The 11,949-nt window shown below is 63.9% G+C and carries 11 protein-coding genes; 8 read left to right on the forward strand and 3 right to left on the reverse strand.

Going from position 1 to position 11,949, the window contains the following annotated elements:
- Nucleotides 1-4 precede the first annotated feature (4 nt).
- The 8 genes from MOV74_RS07580 (at nucleotide 5) to MOV74_RS07615 (ending at nucleotide 9,517) form a co-directional block, all read left to right on the forward strand.
- Nucleotides 5-1,528, forward strand: a complete 1,524-nt coding sequence (locus MOV74_RS07580; protein WP_246919708.1) for a hypothetical protein — start codon at nucleotides 5-7, stop codon at nucleotides 1,526-1,528.
- Nucleotides 1,529-2,419: a class I SAM-dependent methyltransferase gene (locus tag MOV74_RS07585; RefSeq protein ID WP_246919710.1), complete on the forward strand. Its 891-nt coding sequence runs from the start codon at nucleotides 1,529-1,531 to the stop codon at nucleotides 2,417-2,419.
- Nucleotides 2,416-3,348 carry a hypothetical protein gene (locus MOV74_RS07590; RefSeq protein WP_246919713.1) on the forward strand — a complete coding sequence of 311 codons (933 nt, stop codon included), beginning with the start codon at nucleotides 2,416-2,418 and terminating at the stop codon, nucleotides 3,346-3,348. Before MOV74_RS07585 ends, MOV74_RS07590 begins: the two co-directional genes overlap by 4 nt.
- Nucleotides 3,349-3,373: 25 nt before the next feature.
- Nucleotides 3,374-4,762 (forward strand): surface carbohydrate biosynthesis protein, encoded by a 1,389-nt coding sequence (locus MOV74_RS07595; RefSeq protein ID WP_246919716.1) that lies wholly within the window; start codon nucleotides 3,374-3,376, stop codon nucleotides 4,760-4,762.
- A 4-nt stretch (nucleotides 4,763-4,766) separates the two neighbouring features.
- The gene (locus MOV74_RS07600) at nucleotides 4,767-6,170 is read left to right on the forward strand and encodes a capsule biosynthesis protein (protein ID WP_246919719.1); all 1,404 of its coding nucleotides are present in this window, start codon (nucleotides 4,767-4,769) and stop codon (nucleotides 6,168-6,170) included.
- Between the two features lie 11 nt (nucleotides 6,171-6,181).
- The gene (locus MOV74_RS07605) at nucleotides 6,182-6,931 is read left to right on the forward strand and encodes a glycosyltransferase family 2 protein (protein WP_246919722.1); all 750 of its coding nucleotides are present in this window, start codon (nucleotides 6,182-6,184) and stop codon (nucleotides 6,929-6,931) included.
- A 116-nt stretch (nucleotides 6,932-7,047) separates the two neighbouring features.
- Nucleotides 7,048-8,526 carry a DUF6056 family protein gene (locus tag MOV74_RS07610; protein ID WP_246919725.1) on the forward strand — a complete coding sequence of 493 codons (1,479 nt, stop codon included), beginning with the start codon at nucleotides 7,048-7,050 and terminating at the stop codon, nucleotides 8,524-8,526.
- A 28-nt stretch (nucleotides 8,527-8,554) separates the two neighbouring features.
- Nucleotides 8,555-9,517 (forward strand): glycosyltransferase family 2 protein, encoded by a 963-nt coding sequence (locus tag MOV74_RS07615; protein ID WP_246919728.1) that lies wholly within the window; start codon nucleotides 8,555-8,557, stop codon nucleotides 9,515-9,517.
- A 13-nt stretch (nucleotides 9,518-9,530) separates the two neighbouring features.
- Here the strand turns inward: MOV74_RS07615 and MOV74_RS07620 are convergent, their stop codons facing one another.
- From MOV74_RS07620 to MOV74_RS07630, 3 genes are all read right to left on the reverse strand, one after another.
- A complete protein-coding gene (locus MOV74_RS07620; RefSeq protein ID WP_246919731.1) occupies nucleotides 9,531-10,454 on the reverse strand; it encodes a transketolase family protein in 924 nt (307 codons plus the stop codon).
- On the reverse strand, nucleotides 10,451-11,269 hold the full coding sequence (locus tag MOV74_RS07625) for a transketolase (protein WP_258719514.1): 819 nt from the start codon (nucleotides 11,267-11,269) through the stop codon (nucleotides 10,451-10,453). Before MOV74_RS07625 ends, MOV74_RS07620 begins: the two co-directional genes overlap by 4 nt.
- Nucleotides 11,247-11,949 (reverse strand): NAD(P)-dependent oxidoreductase (locus tag MOV74_RS07630; protein WP_246919737.1); only part of this gene is annotated, 703 nt, incomplete at its 5' end. The genes MOV74_RS07625 and MOV74_RS07630, both read right to left, overlap by 23 nt.

Genomic DNA, 11,949 nt, shown 5'->3' on the forward strand with positions numbered 1-11,949 from the left:
CTCAATGATCAAGCGCCTGATCCAGAACACGGTGATTTCGGCGCTTGCCTTCGGCGTAGCCGCCTTGCTGGGCCTTGCGGTCATTCCACTGATCATCGGGACCTGGGGGGTGACCGAGTTCGGCCTCATCGTCATCTCGCGGCTATTGCTTCCCAGCGGGATGATGGCGGTGCTGGACCTCGGGCTGTCCGAGGTCGCCACTCAGATCGTCGCGCGCGCGAGAGAGCATCGCAATTGGACGCAGGCCGGCCGTCAGATCGCTTTCCTGGGGGTGGTCTCCATCGCTCTCACTGTGATCCTGAGCGCAGGCATATGGCTCGCGACGCCGCTGTTCGTCATCGTGATGAAGGTTGACGCCGCGCATCTGGAGACGTTCACCCGGATCATGCACTACACGGCCCTCGCGAATCTGATCTTCGTTCCGGCCCTGGTGTGGGAAGGCATCGTCAAAGGGTTCGAGCGCTACAACCTGCTCCGTGTTGCGGAAGTCACGACAACGGCTGGCTATGTCGGTCTGACATTCGCAGCCTCATGGGCGGCGGCGGGCTTTGAAGTGGTCGCCTACATCTATCTCGCCACGCTGGTGGCCCGCGCCGTCGTCATTGGAATTGCCGCGTTCGTCGCCCTGCGGCACAAGCACGTGCGATTGCTGCCGTGGACCCCGGACATCCGGCAGGATATTCTGCATCGCTGCCTACTGCTCTTGCAGGGCAAGCTGATGGGCGGCATTTCGGGACCGTTTCAGCCGTTCCTGATCGGACTATTGTTCGGGCCCAAGGCTGTCGGCACCTACGACGCGCTGGTCCGATTGTCGCGGGTTTCCAAGGTCGTCGTCAGCCTTCTGACGTCCGCGTTGCTTCCCGTCGCCAGCCGCCTCGATGAACGCGGCAGCGCGACGTCGTTCCAGCGCCTCGGCGACCTTGGCCTTGTCATGATGCCGATGTTCGTGGTGCCGCCGCTTGCCGCGACCGCAATCCTCTCGCCCGAGATCATGAACATCTGGATCGGTCCCCTTCTTGCGCCCTACGCGTTCTGGATGGGCCTGAGCTTCCTGGTTCCGATCTGCGCCCAATACGTGGCGATCGGCAGCCTGATCTTCCTGACGCGGCCGGAGGTACAGGCCAGGCTCAACCGGCTGATAGCCGTTCAGCTTCTGATCTGGGCAGCGGTCTCCGCCGCGACATTGCACCTGTTCGCGGAACGCGCCCTGATACTCGGCCAAGTCATCGGCAGCATCGCCGTCCTGCCCTTGCAGCTGGCAGAGTTGCGCGGCGCACTCGAACTCGACCGCAAACGGTTCGCAAGGGTGATCGGAACCCAGTTCGCAATCCTTGTGCTGGCAAGCATTTTTCTAGCAACAATTGCAGGTTACATTCGGTTCGACAGCGTGCTAAAGCTCGCGCTCGGTTCCATGGTTTTCTGTCTGATTACCTGGACGCTCCAATACTTCCTCGTGCTCGAAAAGCGGCACCGGACTGTATTTCCAGCCGTCGGACAACTGATGGGACTGACATCCAAAAGCAGTTGAATGAACATCCACGCGACAGACACGAAAGCCGTCATCACAGGTTTCGCTCCGGCGTCGTTGTCGGACAAGGCGTCGACTTATGCGCTGGATGCGGCCAGGAGCATCGGCCGTCTCGCGATGCGCCGCGTCAAACGCACGGCAGACGTCGTTGATTCCGAGTACAATCTATCGCATTGGCAGCGAACGCTATCGGAAAAAGCCTGGACGAAGACCGCAAGCATCGGCGAATTCCTGATCCCAAAGAATCCTGCGCGGGGTCTTCGCAAGGTCGATAATCAGATCTGCAGGGTCGCGGCCGACGACTATTATCGCTATCGCGCCAGGGCCCTCGGCGAACTGCTCGCGCGGCACACGGGCGGCGCCGCGGAGATCGTCGAGCTCGGTGCGGGCTGCGGCATCAATCTGCTGTCGCTCCATCTCAATCATCCCGACTGGAGGCTGCGCGGGTTCGACATCGCGCCGAACGGCATCGCCGCGGGCCGCGAGATCGCAGCGCATTTTGACCTGTCGGACCGGATATCGCTCGACAGGATCGACCTGACCGACGGCAACGACCCAAACTACGGAGCGATCAGGGACCAGGTCGTTTTCACCTACTTCTGCATCGAGCAGATTCCTTATGACGTGCACAAGGTGGTGGACAACATCATTGCTGCGAGGCCGAAACGCGTCATCAACATCGAGCCGACGACGGAGCTGCTGAATTTCTCGAGTCCGCGAGATCTCGTCAGCTATCTCTACATCCGCTCAGTCGACTACCAGACGCAGCTGTTCTCGACGCTCGACGATTACGAGCGACAGGGCCGCGTGCGCATCTTGGCGCGCGAACGCATGCCGTTCGCGCCGACGATCCACAATGATGGTTTTTTGTATTGCTGGGAGCCCACATGACAACCGTCGACACGACGGCTGATCGGCCTGCCCCGAAGAAGGCGAAGATCAGCCAGTTCCGCCGCCTGCTATGGCACGTCAACCGCACCGATCTCGGATGGGGGCTGAAGGCGGCTCTGACCGCCCTGCAATTGCCTGCGCGCGCAAAGCGCGTCGCGCTGCTCAAGCAGCTTCCAGCCAAGCCCGAATGGGCCGAGGCGAGCCGCAAACTCGCCGAGGACGGCTACGTCGACGTGTCCGCACTCATCGATCGCAGCCTCGCGGAAGCCGTTGCCTCGTTCGCCGACGGCAAGGTGAGCCGCCTCAATGAGCTCGTCGGCCAACAGAAGGAACGGCACAAATCGTTCTGGGTCAGCCTGCTGGACGAGGATCTCGTCAACGGCGCCTTTGCGACCGACCATCCTTTCGTGCGCAACGCCCTGCAGCCGGCCGCGCTACGCATCATCGGCGATTTCATGCACGACCTGCCGCAATTGTCGGACGTGGTGCTGACGTTGTCGCAACCGACTCCGAACAAGGCCCTGAGCTTCTCCCAGCTGTGGCATCTCGACCACGACGACAAGCGTGTCTGCAAGCTCTTCATATACCTGACCGATGTGCGGGATACCGCCGACGGCCCGTTCACCTTCATTCCGGCCGGTCCTTCGAAGCCATTCCGCAACACGCTCAAGAGCCACATGAGCGACGCGCAGGTGTTCGCCAAGACCGGCCCCGATGCGGTCAAGGAAATGATCGCGCCCCGTCTGTCGTCCTTCATCGTCAACACGGCCCGCTGCCTGCACATGGGAAGCCGGATCCAGTCGGATCACAACCGCCTGCTGTACACGGCAACCTACATCCAGCAACCGCGCATCTTTCCCGAACCGCCGGCGCGTTTCCGCGCGGTCGGTGCCCTGACGGACCTCGAGCGCACCGTGATGCGGCTCTGACACGGACCTGCCGGGAGCTCACATCTTGCGCATAGGCCTGGTGGTCGATCACCCCAAGCGTGACCTGCCGGGGGCAGTCATGCTCGGTTATCAACTCGCGCGGCGTGGCGTATCGGTCATGCTGGTGCCGATGTACGAGCAGGCCGTCGATGTCCCGCGACTTGGACTGGACGCGCTGGTCGTCAACTACGCACGTCCCGTCAATCTCGACCTGATGCGCAGCTTTGCCGGAGCTGGGCTGGCCCTGTACGTGCTCGATACCGAAGGCGGCGTGCTCGCGGAAAAGGGCGGCAACTCGCCTCCGGCGATGGCGGCTCACGTCAAGGGCAGCGGCTACGCCGATATCCTGGCGGGCTATTTCTTCTGGGGAAGCCGGCTGCACGACGCCTTCCTCGCAGCCGGAACGATGAAGCCGGAGCAGCTTCACCTCACCGGATGTCCGCGGTTCGATTTCGCAGCCCCGCGCTGGCGAGCGCTGCTCGACGGCGAGCCACGCGGCTATCTGCTCGTCAACGCCAATTTCCCGCTGGTCAATTCGCGCTTTACCGGCAAGCCGGGCGGGGAACGCGAAGCGATGGTGCGAGCCGGTTGGGATGGCGCCTATGTCGATCGCTTCATCGCGGACCTGAAGCAGGTCTTCGCCAACTATCTCGCCGAGATCGACCGGCTCGCCGCAGCGCGGCCCGACCGCAACATTCTCGTGCGCCCGCATCCCTTCGAGAGCGAAGAAGTCTATCGCAACGCCCTCTCGCGCCACCCCAACGTCCTGATTGACGGCACCGGCAGCGTGCTCGACCGCATCCGCAATGCAGCCGCCGTCATTCATCTCAACTGCGGGACGGCGGTCGAATCGGTCTTGCTCGGAAAGCTGCCGCTCCAACTCGAATATTTGAACACACCGACCACCGCCGGCCATGCCGCACTGCCCGCGCGCGTGAGCCGGCAGGTCGTCTCGTTCGACGAGCTGCTGGGCGCAGTCGATCACATCGAGCGCGAGACCGAGGCCTTCGATTTCGCCCGCGTCCACGCCGCCGATATCGAGGCCTTCTTCCATCTCAACGACGGACAAGCCGCCGAACGTGTCGCCGATGTCTTGACTAGCGCAACGCGTTCGCGCCGGCCTTACGTCTCGCTGCTTGCGACCGTAAAGGGCACGCGTGCTAAGCCGAGCCTCGGCCAGATCGTCAAGGGCGCCGCCAGCGCCGCGCTCGGCTCGGCCGTCACCGAGCGGCTGCGCAGCCAGTTCAACCCGGCCCGGCGCGACAAACGGATCGCGCCGCCCTTCGTCCAGACCCTGCTTCAGCGCATCGCCGCTTACGACCAGGCGAGCCCGTCTCAATTTACGGCAAGACGCGCGCATTGCGTGACGACGGGCTTGCCGCTCGCCAGCATTGCGATCGAACACGTCCGATAGAGCCATGGTAACATCTGCAAAGACCATTCTCATCACCACGCTTGCCGAATACCAGACCCGGTTCTGGATTCCGGTCGCGCAACGCTTGCGCACGGCAGGCCATGACGTCGAATTGCTTGCCTTCGACGATCGCAGCGCGGAGATGTCGGCTACCGAAGGCGTTCCGGTCACGAATATGTATCGCGAGGGCCTCAAGGCCGGCCCCTCGCCCGAGGATCGCAAGGCGTTCGACGCGCGCATCGTGTCTTACGGACTCGACGGGACCAATTTCCTGTTCAGCCACGAGCGTTTCACTTTCGGCATCCGCGACACCGCGGCGCTACGCCGGCGCTTCATGATCTATGCCAACGCGATGGAGGCGGTGCTCGACCGGCTGGAGCGGCAAGGCAAGCGCCCCGAGCTGGTGCAGGAGCTGGGCGGCTTTCTCTCGGTGATCGCGAGCTTCTACGCCGCCAGGCGCCGGGGCATCCGCAACTGGTTCATAGAGCCCTCGTTCTTCCGTGGCCGGATGTACTTTACGCCCGACACTCTCGGCGCGCCCGACGTAATGCCGACGCCGGCGGAGGCTGTGTCCCCTGAGGTGCGCGCCTATCTCGACGAAACGCTGACGCAGCGCGCGATCGTCATCCCCAAGAAGGATCAGCACCATTATTCAGCGGCCTTCAAGAAGGTCCTCAATTTGCGCAATGCCAACCGTCTCGCCGAAAAGCTGTGGGATCAGTTCGCGCTCGGCAAGCACCAGGAGTTCGGGCACAATCTGCGCCATGCCCGCGTGCACGCGGCGATGGCGCTCAACGCGACACGGCTGCGCAAGCTCTACAAGCCGATTCCGGAAACGCCCTTCGTCTACTACCCATTCCACGTTCCTGCCGACATGGCGCTGACGCTACGCTCGCCGGACTATCTCGACCAGGTCGCGACCGTCGACTTCCTGCTGCGCACGATCCCGGATTCGCATGTCCTGGTCGTGAAGGAGCACCCTGCCCAGATCGGCGCGATCTCGGCCGATCGCCTGTTCGAGCTCGCGCGCCGTTTCGACAATTTTGTGCTGCTGCCGCCGCAGACCAACAATTACACCGTGCTCAATCGCGCCGATGCGGTCATATCAGTCAACAGCAAGTCCGGTGCCGAAGCGCTGTTGCTCGGCAAGCCGGTCGTGGTGATGGGTGATGCGTTCTACCGCTCCTGCCCGCTGGTGTATGCGGTCGATCGTCTGGCTGACGTGCCCGCTCGCCTGCGCGAGGCGCTCACCGCCGGGCCGTTCGATCCCGCCAAAGGCGCACCCTATTTCGAGTCCGCCTGGGGCCGCTCCTATCCGGGCGAGCTCTATGTCGGCGATCCCAAGCTGCTCGACACGTTTGCGGCCTCGTTGCGCGCGGCAATCGCCGAGCCGGCCCGTGTGAACTGAACGGACCCATCATGCCGCTCGTCTCGATCATCACCCCGTCCTGGAATGTCGAAGGCCTGATCGAGGAGACGATCCGCTCGGTGCAGAACCAGACCTTCCAGGATTGGGAACTCTTGATCGCCGACGACTGCTCGACCGACAGGACGCCGGCGATCATCGCTGACATTGGCGAGCGCGATCCGCGCGTCAAGCTGATCCGGCAGGCCAGAAATGGCGGCCCGGCGCTGGCGCGCCAGGCGTCGATCGACGCCGCGCAGGGCCGCTATCTCGCCTTCCTCGACAGCGATGATCTTTGGCAGCCCGAGAAGCTGGAGCGGCAGCTTGCCTTCACTCAGGAGAAGAAGGCCGCCCTCAGCTACACCGCCTTCCGCCGCATCAACGAGACCAACACCGTTACCGGACGGCTGATCGAAGTGCCGGCCTCGCTCACCTATGGTCAGCTCCTGAAGAACACCGCGATCGCGACGCTGACCGCGATGGTTGATCGCGAGATCGCCGGCCCGATCGCGATGAAGAACGAGGGCTATGACGATTTCTGCCTGTGGCTCTCGATCCTCAAGTCCGGCCACACCGCATACGGCCTCAACGAGGATCTTGCGCGTTACCGCGTCAGGGGCTCCTCGGTCTCCAGCCGCCCGATGCGCTCCGCCAAATGGGTCTGGCAGATCTACCGCAATGTCGAGCACCTCCCCCTTATCAAATCAGCCTGGTGTTTTGCCCATTGGGGTGCGCGGGCCTGGCTGAAGCGACGGGAGTTCTAGCGACGGTCGCCGCTCGCCGCGCAAGCGCCACCAGCGGCGCGCTGCAACGGCCGGAAATGAACATTGCGACCTGGGTCGGTTGTCTCTAGTCTGGCCCGGATCGGAGGGGGCTTTGCGTGTACAATCAAGGTGTTATTCCGCTGGCAGCGCGTCCCCACGCCGATCGCCGGGCCTGGATTGGCTGGACGCTGTGCAGCCTGTTTCCTGCAATTTTTCTGCTGGTTCTGTTCGCGCTCACGTCACTTGGCGCGCCCGAACATGACGACTTCTGCTTCGCGGATCTGTACGCGCGTCATGGTTTCATCGACACCGTATCGCTCTTCTATCACTCGCAATCGGGCCGGGTCCTGGCCCTGTGGCTGACCCAGGTTCCGCCCGCGATCTCGGCAGCGGCAGGTGTCAGCCTGCTGTCGGCCTATTCGCTGACGATGGCTGTGAGCGCAGCGCTATTCCTGGCCGCCACGGCGCTCGCCATGGTCCGTGCCTGGCCCCGCACCGGCGCTCTCCAATTGACTTTCCTCGCGCTTGCCTTCGCGAGCACCGTGGTCAGCGCGGCGCCGAGTGTCCGGGACCTGCTCTATTGGCTGTCAGCCGTGACCTGCTATGTCCCGCCCGCCTTGGTCACCGTCCTGATCCTCGGGGAGTGCATTCGAGCGCTTGATCGGCAAGCCGGCTTCTCCTGGACGCTCAGCCTCGCGATGGCTCTAGGCGGTTTCGTGGCTGCGCTGGGCAACGAATTTACCGGCGCCTGGCTTCTGCTGATCCTCTCCGCTTCGCTGGGCGCGCGCCATCTCTTTGGCCAGCAGCGCCAGATCGTGCATCACACCCTGATCGCGGCTGCCATCGCGATCGGGTGGATCATCGTTGTCTCCGCCAGTGGCAACAGCACGCGCATGGAACAACTCCCGAACGGCGGGCATGTGACATGGTCGGTGCTTCAAGCGCTTATCGATTCGCTCGCCGGTCTCGGTCGTTTCCTTCGAGAGCCCGCCATCGTCGCCTGGCTCGCCGCTGTCGGTCTCATCGCATTGATCACGCCTGACCCGACGGCCCAAGCGCCGCAAAAGAGCAAGCTGCTGGCTCTCGGCACGATCGCGATCTGCCTGGCGTGCTGCTATTTCGAATATTTCGCTCATCGTTATGCGACGGGCATGCGGCTCGTCGAAAGGGCGCAGAACCAGGCATTGATCCTGCTGCTGTTCGGATCGACGCTGGGCGTCAAGCTGATCGTCGGCGCCTACCGCCCGCAATTGCGCGAACGGGTTGCGGCGGGCGCGTTTCGCGGCGTGCTCGGTCCCATCGGGATGCCTGCGGGCCTGATGCTGCTCATGATCGCCTCGCTCTGCCTGAGCTCGACAGCATCTCAGCTGCGCGCGCAGTGGCAGGGCCTGTATCCGTACTGGCGGGAGAGTGCCGAACGGCATGCCCTCCTGACGACGAGCCGTGAGCCGGTTGTCGCGGTTCCCCGGCACAAATGGACGCCATCCCTGCTGATGACCGCCGATGTGACTGAGAACGCCGACCGGTTGCCGAATGACTGCATCGCCAGATATTACCACAAGTCCGCCGTCTACGCTGCCGACACGCCGCGATGACCACTTGCCCAGCTCCAGAGATGCGAACGTGAAAACAATCAGCGTCATCACGCCCTGCTACAATGAAGAGCTCAACGTTAGGGATTGCTATGAGGCGATCCGGAAGATCTTCGACGGCGAGCTCCAGGGCTATCGGCGCGAGCACATCTTCTGTGACAACGCCTCCGACGATCGCACCGTCGAGATCCTGCGCGAGATCGCTGCACAGGACCCTGCGGTGAAGATCATCGTCAACGCACGCAACTTCGGCCCGCTGCGCAACACTTTCAACGGCGTGATGGCCTCGCGCGGCGACGCTGTGCTCCTGTTCATGCCGGCCGACCTGCAGGATCCGCCCGAATTGCTTCCCGAATTCGTCAAGCTGTGGGAGGCCGGCTACGAGATCGTCTACGGCATCCGTGCGGTGCGCGAGGAAGGGCGGCTGATGCGCGGCATCCGCAACGCCTATTACCGCCTGCTGACCCGCTTCTCCGAAGTCAACGTGCCGCCCGGCGTCGGCGACTTCCAGCTCGTCGACCGGCGCGTGGTCGAGGCCATGCGGCACGTCCGCGACACATATCCTTTCATGCGGATGATGACGTTCGAATGCGGCGGCCGCGCCGTCGGCGTCCCCTACACCTGGCGCCAGCGCAAGAAAGGACTCTCCAAGAATCGCGCCGGCGCGCTGATCGACCAGGGCCTCAACGGGCTGGTGTCCTTTACCACGGCGCCGGTCCGATTCGGGTTATTGGCGGGCTTCCTGATCTCAGCCCTGAGCATCGGCTACGCCATCGTCAATTTCGTGGTCGGCCTCGTCCTGTACCGGCAGCTTGCCGAGCCCGGCATCATCACGCTGATCGTTGCCATGTTCTTCTTCGGCGGCGTGCAGCTGTTCTTCATGGGCATGATCGGCGAGTACGTCCTCGCGATCTACGGACAGGTGCGCGAGAAGCCCGTAGTGTTCGAGCGTGAGCGCGTCAATTTCGATCCGTCACCGCCGTCCGGCGCGTGACGCGCAGGCGACGTCAGCCCCTCGCCAGCGACTGCTCGATCCGTGCGACGATCGCCTCGGCTGAAAGGCCGGCGACATCGAGCAGCGCCTCGCGTGACCCCGCGCGCGACGTCTTACCGCCCTGCTCGGGAATGCCGATGCCGGTGATCGGCGGCCGGACTGCGTCGCCGGCAAACGCGCCCGCGACCAGACTGAACAAACCACCGCGCAGAATGTGCTCTTCGAGCGTCACGATGAGCGAAGCGCCGCGCACGGCGTCTCGGATCGCCCCTTCGTCGAGGGGCTTCAGGCAGGAGACGCTGACTACACCGACGTCGCGGCCCCGCCCGGAAAGCTCCCCGGCTGCCTCAAGGGCGCGCGAGGCGATCGGCCCCGACGCGAGGATGACGACGTCCCGTCCGACACGCAAGACCCTGGGTTTGCGCAGGTCAGTCACGGCGGCGCCAAGATTCGGCTCCCCCTGGCGGCTGAGCCGCAAGTACGACGGCTTGCCGCTCGTTGCGATCAGACGCGTCGCAGCCCGCACCTCCGAGGGATCGCAGGGCACGAACACCTCGATGCCCGGCAGCATCGACATGATCCCAGCATCCTCGAGCGCGTGATGGGTGTAGCCCTGGCTGCCATAGGCATAGCCGGCGCCCACTGCCACGACCTTGACGTCGGCGCCGTGGTAGCAGACGTCGTTGCGGAGTTGCTCGAGGCAGCGCAACGTCGGGAAATTTCCGATCGAGTAGATGAAGACCGTCTTGCCCGACAGCGCGATGCCGGCGGCGATGCCCGCCATGTTCTGCTCGGCAACGCCGACATTGAGATAGCGATCGGGGAACTTCGCCACAAACGGCTCCAGCACGGAGTAGCCGAGATCGCCGCAGAGCAGCCAGATGTCGGGGTTCTCGCTCGCGGCCTGCGACAGGCTCTCGATGAACGTCGTCCTCATGCGCCAACCTCGGCCAATGCCTGCGCGAGGAGCTCATCCGAAGGCGAGCGGTAGTGCCATTCGAGCTTGTTCTCCATGAAGCTCACGCCCTTGCCCTTCACGGTGTGCGCGATCACGACGGTCGGCCGGCCCGATGCCGCCGGCACGCCGCCCAGCACATGCTCGAGCGCAGTGAGATCGTGGCCGTCGATCTCCTCGACCTGCCAGCCGAACGCCTTCCATTTCTCGGCAAACGGATCGAGATTCAACACCTCGGCGACCGAGCCAAAACTCTGGATCTTGTTGAAGTCGACGATGACGCAGAGATTGTCGAGCTTGTGATGGGGCGCGAACAGGATGCCCTCCCAGTTCGAGCCCTCGTCGCATTCGCCGTCGCTGAGCAGGCAGAATACGCGGCTGCCCGCACCCGCCGTTCGTGCGGCCAGCGCCATGCCGATTGCAATCGGCAGGCCATGGCCGAGTGAGCCCGTGGAGACCTCGACGCCGGGCACGGCATGGCTGACGTGTCCGGTGAAGATCGATCCGTCGCGACAATAGGTGTCGAGCTCTGCCGGGGAAAAGAAACCGCTTTCGGCGAGGGCGGCGTACATGATCGCCGTGGCGTGGCCCTTGCTGAGCACGAAGCGATCGCGGCTCGCTGCTTGCGGCTCGGCCGGATCGATGCGCAGGATCCGCGTATAGAGCACCGCCAGGATGTCCGCCATCGAGAGGCAGCCGCCGATATGCGAAGCCTTCGCGGCATGCACCATGCGCAACGCGTGCGCACGAATGCGGCGTGCGAATTCTTTCGGCTCAGGAAGATTTGGTCGCGTCATGCCAGTCTACCGTCTCGCGTAATCCCTCATCCAACGGCACTTCGGGCTTCCAGCCCAAGGCGAGCATGCGCGAAACGTCCGCAGCCAGGACCATAACCTGATCGGGCCGATACGCCAACTCGCCGAAGCCGAGAGCAGCGCCCGGGTCAACCAGATCGCGCAGCCGCGTCACCGTCTCGCGCAGCGGCGGTGCGTCCGCGCTGCCGACATTGAAGATGCCGCTCGCCGCCTCATGCGTGATCGCCAGGCGGAAAGCGCTGGCAGCGTCGCGCGCGTGCAGAAATCCCCAGCGCTGCTCGCAGGCCGTCAGCGCCATGGGATGCCCGGAGCGCAGGTTCCGAATCATGCTCGGGATCAGCCAGTGATCGGCATCCTTCGGGCCGTAGGTCGAGAAGATCCGGAGCCACGCCGCACGCAGCCCGCGCTCCTCGCACAGGCGCATCGCCATCGATCCTGCCGCGAGCTTGGCCATGCCGTACAACGTCGTCGGCCGTGCCAGGTCGTCCTCCCGGATCGCGCGATCATAGGGTCCGTACTCCGCCTGCGACCCGGCTCCGACGAAGATCCCGGCGCCGGCCTGGGCTGCGAGTTCGACGAGGCCCACGGTGTCGGCCACGTTTACGGCCTGAATCGGGCTGGTGCGATCGGACCCTGCGACGCCGCGCCAGAGATCGGAAGAG

Origin of the sequence: Bradyrhizobium sp. SHOUNA76 (genome assembly GCF_023006445.1) — a bacterium.
In the GTDB taxonomy this organism is placed as follows: domain Bacteria; phylum Pseudomonadota; class Alphaproteobacteria; order Rhizobiales; family Xanthobacteraceae; genus Bradyrhizobium.

Excerpts from the sequence above, each read along its gene's own strand:
- MOV74_RS07580 (WP_246919708.1), top strand. The coding sequence starts at position 5 with ATGATCAAGCGCCTGATCCAGAACACGGTGATTTCGGCGCTTGCCTTC.
- MOV74_RS07585 (WP_246919710.1), top strand. The coding sequence starts at position 1,529 with ATGAACATCCACGCGACAGACACGAAAGCCGTCATCACAGGTTTCGCT.
- MOV74_RS07590 (WP_246919713.1), top strand. The coding sequence starts at position 2,416 with ATGACAACCGTCGACACGACGGCTGATCGGCCTGCCCCGAAGAAGGCG.
- MOV74_RS07600 (WP_246919719.1), top strand. The coding sequence starts at position 4,767 with ATGGTAACATCTGCAAAGACCATTCTCATCACCACGCTTGCCGAATAC.
- MOV74_RS07605 (WP_246919722.1), top strand. The coding sequence starts at position 6,182 with ATGCCGCTCGTCTCGATCATCACCCCGTCCTGGAATGTCGAAGGCCTG.
- MOV74_RS07620 (WP_246919731.1), bottom strand. The coding sequence starts at position 10,454 with ATGAGGACGACGTTCATCGAGAGCCTGTCGCAGGCCGCGAGCGAGAAC.
- MOV74_RS07625 (WP_258719514.1), bottom strand. The coding sequence starts at position 11,269 with ATGACGCGACCAAATCTTCCTGAGCCGAAAGAATTCGCACGCCGCATT.